This window comes from Rhizobium sp. AN80A (genome assembly GCF_030053015.1).
Lineage (GTDB): Bacteria > Pseudomonadota > Alphaproteobacteria > Rhizobiales > Rhizobiaceae > Rhizobium > Rhizobium metallidurans.
The window spans coordinates 917,991-932,412 of record NZ_JASJPX010000003.1; the positions used below are offsets into that span (position 1 = coordinate 917,991).

General features: G+C 62.4%; 9 protein-coding genes, 3 pseudogenes and 1 riboswitch. Of the genes and pseudogenes, 7 read left to right on the plus strand and 5 right to left on the minus strand.

Translation table 11 applies throughout. From position 1 onward, the window contains the following. Positions 1-122 precede the first annotated feature (122 nt). The 4 genes and pseudogenes from rpiA to gor all read left to right on the plus strand — a co-directional run bounded on the left by rpiA (position 123) and on the right by gor (position 4,438). On the plus strand, positions 123-821 hold the full coding sequence (gene rpiA, locus P3R82_RS16050) for a ribose-5-phosphate isomerase RpiA (RefSeq protein WP_283194551.1): 699 nt from the start codon (positions 123-125) through the stop codon (positions 819-821). A 16-nt stretch (positions 822-837) separates the two neighbouring features. After that, the gene (locus tag P3R82_RS16055; protein WP_283194552.1) at positions 838-1,398 is read left to right on the plus strand and encodes a DUF2059 domain-containing protein; all 561 of its coding nucleotides are present in this window, start codon (positions 838-840) and stop codon (positions 1,396-1,398) included. Positions 1,399-1,495: 97 nt separating this feature from the next. Then, entirely contained in the window at positions 1,496-2,866 is a 1,371-nt protein-coding gene (locus P3R82_RS16060; protein WP_283194553.1) for an IS1182 family transposase, read from the plus strand. A gap of 187 nt (positions 2,867-3,053) precedes the next feature. Beyond that, positions 3,054-4,438 (plus strand): annotated as a pseudogene (gene gor, locus P3R82_RS16065) (glutathione-disulfide reductase). Between the two features lie 22 nt (positions 4,439-4,460). Here gor and P3R82_RS16070 read toward each other — a convergent pair. Next, the gene (locus tag P3R82_RS16070) at positions 4,461-5,777 is read right to left on the minus strand and encodes a TadE/TadG family type IV pilus assembly protein (RefSeq protein ID WP_283196359.1); all 1,317 of its coding nucleotides are present in this window, start codon (positions 5,775-5,777) and stop codon (positions 4,461-4,463) included. 323 nt (positions 5,778-6,100) lie between these two features. Here P3R82_RS16070 and P3R82_RS16075 point away from each other — a divergent pair. Further along, positions 6,101-7,472, plus strand: a pseudogene (locus P3R82_RS16075) (3-deoxy-7-phosphoheptulonate synthase class II). Between the two features lie 55 nt (positions 7,473-7,527). Here the strand turns inward: P3R82_RS16075 and P3R82_RS16080 are convergent. From P3R82_RS16080 to P3R82_RS16095, 4 genes and pseudogenes are all read right to left on the minus strand, one after another. Further along, complete coding sequence (locus tag P3R82_RS16080; RefSeq protein WP_283194554.1) at positions 7,528-9,267, minus strand: pilus assembly protein TadG-related protein; 1,740 nt, start codon at positions 9,265-9,267, stop codon at positions 7,528-7,530. After that, positions 9,264-9,686 (minus strand): TadE/TadG family type IV pilus assembly protein, encoded by a 423-nt coding sequence (locus P3R82_RS16085; protein WP_018902358.1) that lies wholly within the window; start codon positions 9,684-9,686, stop codon positions 9,264-9,266. Before P3R82_RS16085 ends, P3R82_RS16080 begins: the two co-directional genes overlap by 4 nt. Before the next feature lie 173 nt (positions 9,687-9,859). Continuing rightward, positions 9,860-10,384: a DUF1003 domain-containing protein gene (locus tag P3R82_RS16090; protein ID WP_183902075.1), complete on the minus strand. Its 525-nt coding sequence runs from the start codon at positions 10,382-10,384 to the stop codon at positions 9,860-9,862. A gap of 87 nt (positions 10,385-10,471) precedes the next feature. Further along, positions 10,472-12,368, minus strand: a pseudogene (locus P3R82_RS16095) (LTA synthase family protein). Between the two features lie 274 nt (positions 12,369-12,642). On the opposite strand from P3R82_RS16095, the gene P3R82_RS16100 reads away from it, so the two are divergent. Together P3R82_RS16100 and bluB are read left to right on the plus strand one after the other, a co-directional pair. Beyond that, a complete protein-coding gene (locus P3R82_RS16100; RefSeq protein WP_283194555.1) occupies positions 12,643-13,476 on the plus strand; it encodes a hypothetical protein in 834 nt (277 codons plus the stop codon). A 25-nt stretch (positions 13,477-13,501) separates the two neighbouring features. Further along, positions 13,502-13,685, plus strand: a riboswitch (cobalamin riboswitch). A gap of 39 nt (positions 13,686-13,724) precedes the next feature. Continuing rightward, the gene (gene bluB, locus P3R82_RS16105) at positions 13,725-14,411 is read left to right on the plus strand and encodes a 5,6-dimethylbenzimidazole synthase (protein WP_283194556.1); all 687 of its coding nucleotides are present in this window, start codon (positions 13,725-13,727) and stop codon (positions 14,409-14,411) included. The last annotated feature ends 11 nt before the right edge of the window (positions 14,412-14,422 follow it).

Sequence of the window (14,422 nt, forward strand, 5' to 3'; positions counted from 1 at the left end):
TGGATTTCCAAACCGCGATGTTATTTTGGCTTTCGTTTGACTGGCGGGCCGTGTAAACAACGCAACCAGCCTAACGCTGGGTCGCCCAACACCGGGCAAAGCAAACTGGGAGTGAGCGGCGCATGGATGCCCGCGAAATGAAGATCAAGGCCGCCGCGGCGGCACTCGCCCATGTCGAGCATGGGATGCGTCTCGGGATCGGAACCGGAAGCACGGCCGAGGAATTCGTGCGGTTGCTCGCCGAGAAGGTCGCGGACGGGTTCAAGGTCGAGGGCGTTCCGACATCGGAGCGCACGGCGCGGCTTTGCGTCGAGCTCGGCGTTCCCTTGAAGTCGCTCGACGAACTGCCGGAACTGGATCTGACGATCGACGGCGCCGACGAAGTCGACGCGGCGCTCGCATTGATCAAGGGTGGCGGCGGCGCCTTGCTGCGCGAAAAGATCGTTGCCGCCGCGTCCGGCCGCATGATCGTGATCGCCGACGAGAGCAAGCTGGTCGATACGCTGGGCGCCTTCGCGCTGCCGATCGAAGTCAACATGTTCGGCCTCGTTTCGACGCGCATCGCGATCGAAAAGACGGCCACGAGACTTGGCCTTTCGGGTGGGTTGACGCTGCGCCAATCCGGCGACGGCAATTTCACCACGGATGGCGGGCACTATATTATCGATGCATCTTTTGGCCGTATTCCTGATGCAGAGGCGCTCTCAACTCAGTTGAATGCGATCCCTGGTGTCGTGGAACACGGCCTCTTTCTCAATATGGCCGCGCTGGCGATCATCGCCGGCCCGGCGGGCGCGCGCGAACTGCGGGCAACAAGGTAACAGGAGCAAGGAACTCATGAATAAATTTGCAGGTTTTGGCCGTTTTGCTGCTGCGACCGTCATTCTCTCGGGTGTCGTCCTGGGCTCGGTCGCCCATGCGCAGGAAGCGTCGCCGGAACAGCTGAAGGCAGCCCGCGCGGCCATCGACGCGATCGGCGCCACCACCCAGTTCGACAACATCCTGCCGGGTCTCGCGGAGCGCCTGAAGGCCGACCTGATCCAGGATCTGCCGAACTATCAGGACCAGATCACCGCCGAAGTCGACAAGCAGGCGCTGGCTCTGGCGCCGCGTCGCGCCGACCTCGAAAAGGAAGCGGCTCTGACCTACGCCAAGGCGTTCTCGATCGAGGAACTCAATGCGATCGCCGCCTTCTACAGCTCGCCGGTCGGCCAGAAGCTGCTGAAGGACGGCCCGATCGCCTCGCGCGAAACCGTCAAGGCCGCCGACATCTGGGCGCAGGGCATCTCGCGCGACCTGCAGAAGACGACCAGCACCGAGCTTGCCAAGGTTATCAAGCCGGCTCCGGCCGCCGAAGCGGCTCCCGCCGCCGGCGCCAAGCCCGCCGCCAAGCCGTAAGGTTCGCAGCATCGCTCAATACGAAGCCCCGGTTCGCCGGGGCTCAGACTGCTGACAAACCCCTGGCTCTGGCTGGGGGTTTGTGATTCACTGGGACATGCTGAAGAAACCTGCTCCCGAACAGACGGCTCTCGAGATGGTGACGCTCGACAGTCTGGTGCCCAAGGATCACCTGCTTCGCAAGATCGATGCGGTGATCGACTTCACCTTTATCCATGATCGCGTTGCCGGGCTTTATTGCGCCGACAACGGCCGGCCGCCGCTCGATCCGACCTTGATGTTCAAGGCGCTGTTCATCGGCTACCTGTTCGGTATCCGCTCGGAGCGTCAGCTGGTGCGCGAGATCGAGGTCAATGTCGCCTATCGCTGGTTTCTGCGGATGAAGCTGACGGACGGGGTGTTCGATGCCTCGACGCTCAGCCAGAACCGGCGGCGGCGCTTCAACGATACGTCGGTCGCCCAGGACATCTTCGACCACATCGTCGAACAGGCGATCGGCCATGGCCTGGTCGACGGCACCGTTCTTTATACCGACAGCACGCATCTGAAGGCCAATGCCAACAAGGGCAAGTACGATCTCGAGATGGTCGCCAAGTCGCGTTCCGACTACTGGGCCGATCTCGACAGGGCGATCGAGGCCGAGCGGGCGCTGCATGGCCAGAAGCCCTTGAAGGAGAAGGAGCGCGAGCCCGAGATCAAGCAGACCAAGGTCAGCCGCACCGATCCCGACAGCGGCTACATGGTGCGCGACGGCAAGCCCAAGGGCTTCTTCTATCTCGATCATCGCACCGTCGATGGCCGTCATGCGATCATCACCGACACCCATGCGACGCCGGCCAACGTGCATGACAGCATCGTCTACCTCGACCGGCTGGACCGCCAGCGCGAGCGCTTCTCTTTCGACGTCAAGGCGGTGGGCCTGGATGCCGGCTATGCGACTTCGGGCATCGCCAACGGCCTGGAGGATCGCGCCATCCTCGGCGTCACCGGCTACCGCAATCCGACCCCGCCGAAAGCCGGCATGATGCGCAAGTCGAAGTTCGTCCATGACGCCGAGGTGGATGGCTATCGTTGCCCCGAAGGCCAGTTGCTTACCTACGCCACCACCGACCGCAACGGCTATCGCCACTATACATCCGATCCGGCGATCTGCCGCGATTGCCCGCTACTGGCGTCGTGCACATCGAACGGCAAGGCGGTACGCACCATCACCCGCCATGTCTGGGCCGATGCGCGCGAGCGCACCGATGCCAACCGGCTCAAGCCCTGGGGCAAGGCGGTCTATAAACGGCGCAAGGAGACGGTCGAGCGATCCTTCGCCGACGCCAAACAACTGCATGGCCACCGCTACGCGCGGTTCCGAAGTCTCGTCCGGGTCCAATGCCAGTGCCTGATGGCCGCAACCGCCCAGAACATCAAGAAGATCGCAATGGCCCTCACCAAGGCCAGCCAACCGAGCCCCGCATGAGAAAGCGACCATCCGAAAGCCTCGTTCAAAACAGCCGATCCAGCGCGCAACTCAGAACAAAATAAACCCCGCCAAAAAATGACGGGGTTTGTCAGCAGTCTGAGCCCCGGTTCGCCGGGGCTTTTGTTTTTGGCGATATCGGTACTATATCAAAGTTCCTTCCTGACGATTCCTGCCGGAGATCCCCATGACAGCCTATGATTACGACCTCTTTGTCATCGGTGGCGGCTCGGGCGGCGTGCGCAGCGCGCGGGTGGCGCGGCGCTTGGAAAGAAGGTGGCGATCGCCGAGGAATATCGATACGGCGGCACCTGCGTCATTCGCGGATGCGTGCCGAAGAAGCTCTTCGTCTACGCCTCGCAATATCGCGAGCATTTCGAGGACGCGGCCGGATCCGGCTGGACCGTCGGCGAAAGCACGTTCGACTGGAAGAAGCTCATCGCCGCAAAGGACGCGGAAATCGCCCGGCTCGAAGGGCTCTACAAGAAGGGCCTGTCGGGCGCCAACGCGGAGATCCTCGAGACGCGCGCGGAACTCGTCGACCGACATACCGTGCGGCTCGTCAGTAGCGGCAAGACGGTGACGGCGAAGACGATCGTGATCGCGACCGGGGGTACGCCGAACCTGCACCCCGCGCTGCCCGGTCACAATCTCTGCATCACCTCCAACGAAGCGTTTCATCTGGAGGAATTGCCGCGCTCGATCGTCATTGTCGGCGGCGGTTATATCGCCGTCGAATTCGCCAATATCTTCCATGGGCTCGGCGTCGAGACGACGCTCGTCTATCGCGGAGCGGAAATCCTGTCGCGCTTCGACCAGGACCTGCGGCACGGCCTGCACGAGGCGATGGTCGCCAAGGGGATCAAGATCCAGTGCCACGACATGCTGAAGAGCGTGGCGAAGGGCAAGGACGGGCTGATCGTCGAGACGCTCAACAACGGAACGATCGACGCCGACGTGGTGATGCTCGCCATCGGCCGCGTGCCGAACTCGCTGGGGCTCGGGCTCGAGGCGGCCGGCGTCGAAACGAACGCGCAGGGCGCCATCGTCGTCGACGCCTATTCGCGCACCAGCGTCGACAACATCTACGCGCTGGGCGATGTCACCGACCGGGTACAGTTGACGCCGGTGGCGATCCACGAGGCGATGTGCTTCATCGAGACGGAATACAAGAACAACGCGACGAAGCCGGATCACGAGACGATCGCGACCGCGGTCTTCTCGCAGCCCGAGATCGGCACGGTGGGGCTGAGCGAGGAAGAGGCCGGCAAGCGCTACAGCGACGTCGAGGTCTATCGCGCGCAGTTCCGGCCGATGAAGGCGACGCTGTCGGGGCGTGCCGAGAAGATGATCATGAAGCTGATCGTCGATGCGGCGAGCCGCAAGGTCGTTGGCGCCCACATTCTCGGCCACGATGCCGGCGAAATGGCGCAGCTCCTCGGCATCACGCTGAAGGCCGGCTGCACCAAGGACGATTTCGACCGGACCATGGCCCTTCACCCGACCGCCGCCGAGGAGCTCGTCACCATGTATGCGCCGAGCTACCGGCTCAAGGACGGCGTGCGGGTCTGACGCGCGTCAGCTGGTAAACCTATCAGCTGGTGATGCGGGGCGTGCTGACGATCTTCATGAACAGCGCCTGCATGGCTTCGGCGATGCCTTCGGTGGGGCTGACGGCGAAATAGAGACCGGGGCTGGCGCATTCCTCCATCTTCGTCGAGATCTTGCCTTCGAAGGGTTTCACCCAGTCGTTGTAGAAGGGGTTTTCCGGAAGCGGCAGATAGCGCGTGTAGAGGACGGCGATCTTGATGCCCTTGTCCTTGAGCGCCTTGCAGCTCTTGACGTCGATGGGCTCGATGCAGCGGTTGCCATTGGCGCCTTTCGGGCTGGTGCAACCTGACGGCTTGCGGCTGTCGGCAACGCCGTCGGCCACGAAGAATACGATCTTCTGACGGTCGGCGTCGCTCGTGCCCTTGCCGATGGTGCCCTTGATCTCGTCCTTGATGCCGGCGAGCGCGTTGTCGAAGCTCGTTTGCTGGTCGTCGTCGTAGTTCTGATAGGGGATGCTCATCAGCTGGATCGCATTGGTCGCCGTCGCGACCTTGCCGAGGTCGGTGTTGATCTCGGCGACCTTGAACAGCTTGGCGTCCTGCGCGGTCTTGCCGAACGTGTAGGCCGCGACGCGGAACTGGTTGTTCATCGTCTGCGTGTCGGTTGCCTTCGCCATCAGCGCCTTGACGGCCTGGGCGACCACGTCGATGCGGATCGTTATCTTGTTATTGCGGGCGATGTTGTAGTAGCTGTTCTTGTCCTCGACACCGGATGTCGACACAATGTGACAGGCGAATGCGCAGGTGCCGTCGGAGCCATTCTTCGTGGCCTTGAGCATCTTGTCGATGTCGGTCTGCGTCGCGCCGACGCCCATGGAGGGCGTGTTGTCGAGCAGCATGTAGAAATCCATGTAGGACGGCGTTTCGTAGCGAGCGGTGGCCGTGCCCGAGATCGGCATGCTGGTCTGGCCGAGGATCTGCATGAAGGAGGTCGGCACCCGTGTCTGGAAGGTGACGGATGACGTCAGCACGCTGCCGGTCTTTACGACATCGACGCTGACGTCGATCGGAAAGCTGGTGGCTTCGCCCGACAGTTGCGAGCGGAAGAGTTCCTGAGCGTCGGTCTTGCCGATCGCGATCGTACCGTCGCCGGTCATCGTCTGCGCTTTCTTCATGGCCGGCGACATTTGCGCGACGGCGCCGACGGCGGCGGCATCGGCCGCGCCCTGAAGCTGTGTGCGCATGGTGAGCGCCTGCGAGAAGTCGATCGACAGGCCGGCCGCGCCGATCAGGGGCACCATGAGGATGGCGGTGATCAGGCCGAAATTGCCCGAACGATCCGCCAGCAGGCGATCAAACATACGCATTGGAAATATCCGAGGAGGGGAAAAGTCATGATTGAAAAGCGGGAGCGTCATGCTCGGCTGTCTGAAAACAGCGTGATCCTTAACGTCAAAGCATAAATTAGATACAAAGCGTCTTGGTATATCGAACGTTAAGGTCGTGCCGGGCATTTGAAAACGCGGCCGCGAATACCTTTATAGGGCGTCATCTAATGGCGCGGCGAGGCGGACAAAAGCGCGCCGAACCCCGCTATGCAAGATGACGCTAAACGGCTATAAGCCGCCCATATTTCAAAGACGGGATATCCGGCCGGTACCGGATACTGAAACAGGTGAACGAGATGGCACAGAATTGGACTCCGAACAGTTGGCGGCAAAAACCGATCCAGCAGGTTCCGGACTATCCGGATCAGGCAGCAGTTGCGGCGACGGAAGCCCAGCTGGCGTCGTATCCTCCGCTCGTTTTCGCAGGCGAGGCGCGTCGTCTCAAAAAGCATCTTGCCAATGTGGCCGAAGGTAACGGCTTCCTCTTGCAGGGTGGCGATTGCGCCGAAAGCTTCGCGGAACACGGCGCGGACAATATCCGCGACTTCTTCCGCGCGTTCCTGCAGATGGCCGTCGTCCTGACCTATGGCGCGCAGCTTCCGGTCGTCAAGGTCGGCCGTATCGCCGGTCAGTTCGCCAAGCCGCGCTCGTCGGGCATCGAAACGCTCGATGGCGTGTCGCTGCCGAGCTACCGTGGCGACATCATCAACGGCATCGAGTTCACCGAGGAAGCGCGCATTCCGATCCGGAACGCCAGGCCATGGCGTACCGCCAGTCGGCCGCGACGCTGAACCTTCTGCGCGCCTTCGCGATGGGTGGCTATGCCAACCTCGAGAACGTGCATCAGTGGATGCTCGGCTTCATCAAGGACAGCCCGCAGGGCGAGCGCTATCGCAAGCTGGCGGATCGCATCAGCGAGACGATGGATTTCATGAAGGCGATCGGCATCACCGCCGAGAACCAGCCGAGCCTGCGCGAGACCGATTTCTTCACCAGCCACGAAGCGCTGCTGCTTGGCTATGAAGAAGCGCTGACGCGCGTCGATCCGACCTCGGGCGACTGGTACGCCACGTCTGGCCACATGATCTGGATCGGCGACCGTACGCGCCAGCTCGATCACGCGCATGTGGAATACTGCCGCGGATCAAGAACCCGATCGGCCTGAAGTGCGGCCCGACGCTGCAGGCGGACGATCTGTTGAACCTGATCGACGTCCTGAACCCGCAGAACGAGGCCGGCCGTCTGACGCTGATCTGCCGCTTCGGCCACGACAAGGTCGCCGAGCATCTGCCGCGCCTGATCCGCGCCGTCGAGAAGGAAGGCCGCAAGGTCGTCTGGTCCTGCGATCCGATGCATGGCAACACGATCACGCTCAACCACTACAAGACCCGCCCATTCGAGCGGATCCTGTCGGAAGTCGAAAGCTTCTTCCAGATCCACCGCGCGGAGGGCTCGCATCCCGGCGGCATCCACATCGAGATGACCGGCAAGGACGTGACCGAATGCACCGGCGGCGCGCGCGCCGTGACGGCGGAAGACCTGCACGACCGCTACCACACGCATTGCGACCCGCGTCTCAATGCCGACCAGGCGCTCGAACTCGCCTTCCTGCTCTCCGAGCGGATGAAGAGCGGCCGTGATGAGAAGCGGATGGCCGTCAACGGCTGAGGCTGATCGCCTGCTTAGACTGTTTGAATGAGCCCGGCCATCGCGCCGGGCTTTTTCATTGCACCAGCACGGATTGCTGGCACCGCGCATCGGTGAAGCGCACATCGGCCTCGCCGATCTTGATGCCGAGCATCAGCAGCGTGTTGTAGAGCACCTCGTCGAGCGGAGCGGTGACGCTCGACAGCGTATCGGCGATTGCCTGCATCACCGCCTTGTTGGTCCCGAGCGTCAGCACCAGCAGCTGGATCTGGATATCGGTGCCCGCGATCAGCGACTGCACGGCGGAGGTGAGCGTATCCCTGGTCGAGACGTTCTTGATCGTCTTGTTGGTGATGTCGTTCGGCTGGAATGTCAGGCGTGTCTTGCTGGTATTGGTCAGGTTGATGTCGGCGAGCGCGTTCACCTTGAGGAGCAGCGCGTCGATGATGGTGGCTGATGTGACGCGCGGCTTGGTTCCGAAATTGGCCATGGCGGTCGGGTCGACGTCGCCGAGCGCGATTTCGGCGACGCCAGGCACGACGTCGACGCCGATGCTGGCGCTTTTCGGACCGCCGCCGAGGCAGGCGAAGTTCGCGAGCTTGGCTTCCGCGTAAGCGGCCTCGACATAGAGCGGCACGCGCAACTTGATGCCGGCGATGGCGCTGAGCCCGGTCACGCCGGCTTCGATGGCAATGCGGATCTGCGCCGTCCTGACGGCCGATCCCGTCGTGCCGATGGCATTCGAGGCGATCCCCTTGGGGCGTTCGCCGATCGCGATCTTCAGCGTGACGCTGGTCAGCCCCGGAACGGTACCGGCGAGATTGACCCCGACCTGCTTTCCCTGGTTGGCGGCGAAGGCGCTTGCCGAGATGATGTCGAGCGCGCTGGCTTCGAGCAGCAGGTGCGATCCGGAGCCGATCATCCGCTCGCCGACGGAACCGAGGCTGATGAGGTTCTGCAGCTTGACCTTGATCTGCGTGGTGCCGAGCCCCTTCGACAGCGAGGTGATCGCCTTGTTGACCGATGGCGTCAGCCCTTGCGTGGCGGCCAGCGTGTCGAGCAGGCGCGGATAGGAGATGTCGGTCGCCAGCAGTTCCTCATAGGTGCCGGCGGTGAGATTGAGCCTTGTCGCGAGAAGATCGAGATAGGACAGGAGGTCGATGTTGGCGGAGGCGAGCGCGTCGTAATCCACCGCCTTCAGCGACACCGTCGTGCCGAGCAAGCCACCGAGAACGGCGTTGAGCAGGCCGCCGTTAAGGCTTGCGTGGCGCGAGCCGACCGAGAAGGCGGCGAGCTTGGAGGCGGATGCCGTTCCCGTGGCGCTCAGCGTCGGGGGCGGGATGATGGCGGCGGCGAAGGTCAACTGCGCCTTCTGCTGGATCGCAACCTTGACGGCATCGTAGGGCTGGGTGCCGGCCACGAAGCGCTGTTCCAGCGGCACGTTGGGATCGGCGAGATAAATCCCTGGCGTGTACTGGACGACGGCATCGAAAGTGCCGAGCTGGGCGGCGTTCAACAGTTTCGTTCCGGATGATGTTGCGTAAGCGACGCCTGACTTTACGGCGACGTTCAGGCCGTTTTGCTGGAAGTTTGTCACCAGATTGCCGGCGGCGTTGTTGATGTCGGAGGCCGCGACGATGGCGCCGATGTCGCTCAATTGCTGCAGGCGGCGCTGTTGCAGCGTCATCGCGCCGAAATCTATGCCGAGCGCCAGCGTCGAGATGATCAAAGGCGCGCTGAGCGCGGCCATGATCGCGATATTGCCATCCCGGCGGGCGCAGAGGCCCGCCAGATATCGCCTTACGCCTGCTTTCATATACCCCCCATGCGGATGGTGGCGAAGCGGCGGATCTTCGTGTCGGGAAGTGGAAATGTATAGAGATTCCAGATCGGTAGCGCGCTGGCATCATACTCCGTCGTGACCGTGAACTGGTTGGCGTTCGTGGGGTCGGTGGCGACGGTGACCTGAAGCTTCTTGCGATCGATCAGGGGATCGTTGAGGGTCGACAGCGCGATGTAATTATTGACGAGCTGGGCGCGTTCCTGCTCCGACAGGCCGGCCACCGCCGTGCGCGCCGCGTCCGCCGTCAGCTGCTGCAGCGCATGGGCGGCGCTCAGGTAGATGCCGTAGGCGATCAGGGTGAGAAGAACGAGCAGGAAGACCGGGGCAACGATGGCGAACTCGATCGCGGCAGCGCCCTGCCGATTGGCGAGAAGACGTCGGGCATTCCTCATGCACTGCACTCCTTGCGATGATCCTCGCCGCAGCGAAGACAACCGAAGGATACATTTGTCCGTCTTAATTTTTACTTACCTAATAAACCACATGCGTGTACCCGCGAGATATCGGAGTGTACGGAAATGACGCGCCGTGCCTGTGGCCGGCTAAATTTTCGCTCACCCGGATGTCAATCGCCGAGCTTGCGGGTGAGCTTGGCGATATCCTCGCGCAGGGCGGCGATTTCGGTCATCACCTGCATGTCGATCTTCTGATGCAGCGACAGCACTTCCAGCTCGGCCTTCAGGTTGACCTCGTAGTCCTTGGCGGCCTCGAAGCGGTCGCGCTCGGCCTGCCTGTTCTGCGACATCATGATGATCGGCGCCTGGATGGCGGCGACCATGGAGAGGACGAGATTGAGGAAGATGAAGGGGTAGGGGTCGAAGGCACCGGTGGCGAGAATGATGGTGTTGACCACGCACCAGACGGCCAGAAAGACCAGGAAGGTGGTGATGAAGGCCCAGGAGCCGCCGATGCGGGCGATGTTGTCCGCCATCCGCTCGCCGAATGAGGATTCGGCGCTAAGGGCGGCGTTGATATCCGTCGAAATGACCTTGCGCGCATGCGCCTTCGCCAGCACGCGCTTTTCGATGTCGCCGAGTTCGTTGGCGGATTTGTCGAAATGCAGGTGGACCAGACTGGAGAGATTGTTCATGGCGCGACTCCCGATCAACTTGTGTTGGCGGGGAGTATTCCGTTCTGCGCCAGGAATGCAATGCAGCAAGATGCGCGAATGCCAGACTCAGGTGCCCTCGGCCTTCAGCCAGGCGTGCTGCGGGAAGAAGCGTTCGATGCTCTGCCCCTTGCCGAACATGACGTCGTATTGCAGGTAGCGGTAGTCGCGGACCAGCGGATCGACGGTCTTGGCGTCGCGGATCCAGTCGGGGGAGGCGGCGTTGTCGCGGGCGATCAGCTGGTAGCGGTCGACGACCGGGTATTTCTTCTGCACGCGGCCGAGAAAGCCGGTGTAGAAGGGGTGCTCGTAGCCGGCGAATTTCAGCAGGTGATAGGGCAGCTGCGACGGGCTGATGGTGCCGACATCCTGCTTGACGCCCTTCCTGTTCGACCAGATGACCAGCGGCGTCTCGTGTTCCTGCTTCATGACATCGACGGAGGCGCGACGGGTCGCGACCTGATCGGGCATGTAGCCGGTGTTGGTATAGACGCTTCCAAGGGGCGGCAGATGATCGCCCCAGAGCACGATGATGGTCTCGCGATCACGCCTGGACGCCCATTCGGTCAGCATCCTGAAGCTGTCGTCGGCCTCCTTGATGCCCTGGGTATAGGTGCCGAGCGTCGTGCGGTCGGCGTCGGTCAGACTGCCGGCGATGTCGACCGTGTTGCTGGCATAGCGGTTGGCCTCGTAGGGTCCGTGTCCCTGCAAGGTGACGCCGAAGAAGAAGAAGGGCTGATCGAGCCCGTCGGCCTCCTGCATGATCTCCCGCATCAGGCTGTCGTCGGAAGCGAAGATACCGCGCTTTTCCATGGCCGGCATGGTTTCCTCGGTGCGAAACTCCTCGAAGCCGAAATTCTTGTAGACCTCGTTGCGGTTCCAGAACCAGCCGCTGAACGGGTGGAGCGCACGGGCGGCATAGCCTTCGCCACGGAAGAAGGTGGCGAGCGAGGGGACGTCGTTGCGGATATATTGCTGGTAGGGGATGCTGCCATAGGGCAGGAAGGCGTTGGAGAAGCCGGTCAGCGCCTCGAATTCGACATTCGAGGTCATGCCGCCGAATTCCGGCGAGAAGACGTGGCCGGACTGCGCGGCGCGAATGGTCGGCATCGGGTCCTGCTGGAACTCCAGCGTCTTCAGGCGCGTCGGATCCCAGAAGGATTCTGCTCATCAGCATGATCACGTCGGGCTTGTCGCTCGGCCCCTTGATGTAACCGTAATTGCGCGACGGGATCGCGTCGAGCGCCTGCGTTCCAAAGCCCGCGGGCGAGGCGACGTCGGCCATGGGTATGTTGAAGATGAAGGCGAGGATGAAGCCGTTGCTGCGGTAGTTCTCCTTCTGATCCCACATCATCGGCACGACCTGCAGGCGGTCGCGAATATAGGAATACTGCGAGTAATCCATCAGCGAGCCGAAGGCGGCGATGACGGGAACCGTCAGGCAGAGATTACGGATGCGATTGCGGCTTGTCATCTTCGGCAGGCGGCGCCAGGCATGGCGCCAGGCAAGCAGGAGACCGGTGACCGAGAGCAGAATGCCGACGGCCACCGCCACCGCCGTCATCGGCCGGTCGCGTACCATGACGGGAAGCAGTTCGAGGATCTGGCGGCCGAACAGCATGTCCGAGGGATAGAGCGGATCGGAGAGATAGTGCTGTTTCTGGTTGGATATCAGCGCCGGCACCAGCACGAGCGGCAGGACCACCAGCGCCGACAGGAAACGTCGCCCGAGCGCCGCATCGACGCACAGCATGACGACCGTCAACATGACGACCGTCGTCATTCCCGGACGGGCCATCGACGTCAGGAAGGCGCCGACATCGGTGACGCCGCCGCGCGAGATCACTTCGACAGAGAACGTCGCGAGCAGCGCCATCACCGCAGTCAGGGCGACCGCGATCGAGCCGCGCAGGATGGATGGACGGGTTTGGGAGCCGACGCCACCATAGAGCACCGCCTCGCGCATTGCCGCTCCGGACCTTAAAACTTGCGCGATCAATGTCGGAACTCCAGCGTCATGATAATGTCATCGAACTGTCACATCTTTGTCATGAACGCCAGATGAACCATGGTTGTTTCCCGGCCTTAACGTTTTTTTGATCACAAACTTCTCGACGCCCGGTTGTCCCGGGCCAGATGGACACGGCGGCAGGGCCGGGCGACGCCGCGACTGCGCGATCCTTGCGCGCCCGATTTAGCTGTCGTAGGTCTTTAAGGTGTTCGCGTAAGAGGAGGTTTGCATGCGCAGTTCCGTCGAGATCCACAACATCAGGACGGGCGAGACCCGTGTGATCTGGCAGACCGAGAGGCTGGTGGAAGCGCCCAATTACGCCCCGGACGGAAGCTATCTGCTGCTCAACGACGAAGGCTTGCTCTACCGGCTGGCGCTCGACGGATCGGCGAAGGTGGAGAAGGTCGATACCGGTTTCGCGACGGCCTGCAACAACGACCACGGGATTTCGCCCGATGGCACGAGGATCGTCATTTCCGACAAGATTGAGTTCGGCAAATCGGCGATCTACACGCTGCCGATCGATGGCGGCACGCCACAATTGGTGACCACCAATCATCCCTCCTACTGGCACGGCTGGTCGCCCGACGGGAAGGAACTCGCCTATTGCGGCATTCGCGACGACGTCTTCGACATCTACACGATCGACGTCACAGGCGGCGAGGAACGGCGGCTGACGCATGGCGAGGGGCGCAATGACGGGCCGGATTACTCGGCCGACGGACGCTGGATCTACTTCAATTCCAGCCGCACCGGCCTGATGCAGATCTGGCGCATCCGCCCTGATGGAACCGGCGTCGAGCAGGTGACGCACGACGATTACGGCAACTGGTTCGCGCATCCATCGCCCAGGAACGACAAGGTCGTGCTCATCTCCTACGATCCCGATGTCTTCGATCACCCGCGCGACAAGCATGTGCGGATGCGGATCATGGATATGGATGGCAGCAACCTGACGACGCTGTTTACGCTCTTCGGCGGGCAGGGGTCGATCAATGTTCCGAACTGGTCACCTGACGGTGACGCGTTCGCTTATGTCCGATATTTCCCGGTCGAAGCTTGAGCGATTGCATCCGGCGCGGTTTGTCGGCATAGGTGGCGCGTCGGGTGCCCGCGCGCTTGCGGGAGAATCGGGAATTCGGTGCAAGACCGGAACGTGCCCAACGCTGTAAGGCCGACGTCTGCCGCTTGATGCCACTGGCGATTTGCCGGGAAGGTGCCGCAGACGGATGAAGCCAAGTCAGAAGACCGGCCCGACATCCATAGACTGACCGCCTGGACAGCGGCCGGTTGTGTTGTTGGGGATTGACGATGCGACCAGACCAATCTGGCTCTCTCACGAGCGCCGGTGCCTTTTCGGCGAGCGAGCGCGACGCCGTTTATAGAGCCATAGAGACCAGACGAGACGTGCGATCGGAGTTTCTGCCTGATCCGGTACCGGATGACGTCATCGGGCGGCTTCTCTCGGCTGCCCATCACGCGCCTTCGGTCGGCTTCATGCAGCCGTGGAATTTCATCGTGGTGCGCGACGAGGCCGTGCGATCGGCCGTGTGGGAGGCTTTCGCCAAGGCCAATGCCGAGGCCGCGGAGATGTTTTCCGGCGAGCGTCAGCAGGCCTACCGCGCCTTGAAGCTGGAGGGCATTCGCACCGCGCCCGTCGGCATCTGCGTGACCTGCGATCCGGATCGCTGCGGCGAGGTGGTGCTGGGGCGGACGCACAACATGCGAATGGATTCCTACTCCACCGTCTGCGCCATCCAGAACCTGTGGCTTGCGGCGCGTGCCGAAGGCGTCGGCGTCGGCTGGGTCAGCATCTTCCACGAAAGGGATCTGAAGCGCGCGCTCGGCGTGCCTGAGCGGATCGAGATCGTCGCCTGGCTCTGCGTTGGCTATGTCGACCGGCTTTACGAGGAGCCGGAACTCGCCGCGAAGGGATGGCGGCAGCGGTTGCCGCTGGACGAGCTGGTGTTTGCGGATCGCTGGGGCGGGGGCGTGTAGCCGGCGATGCC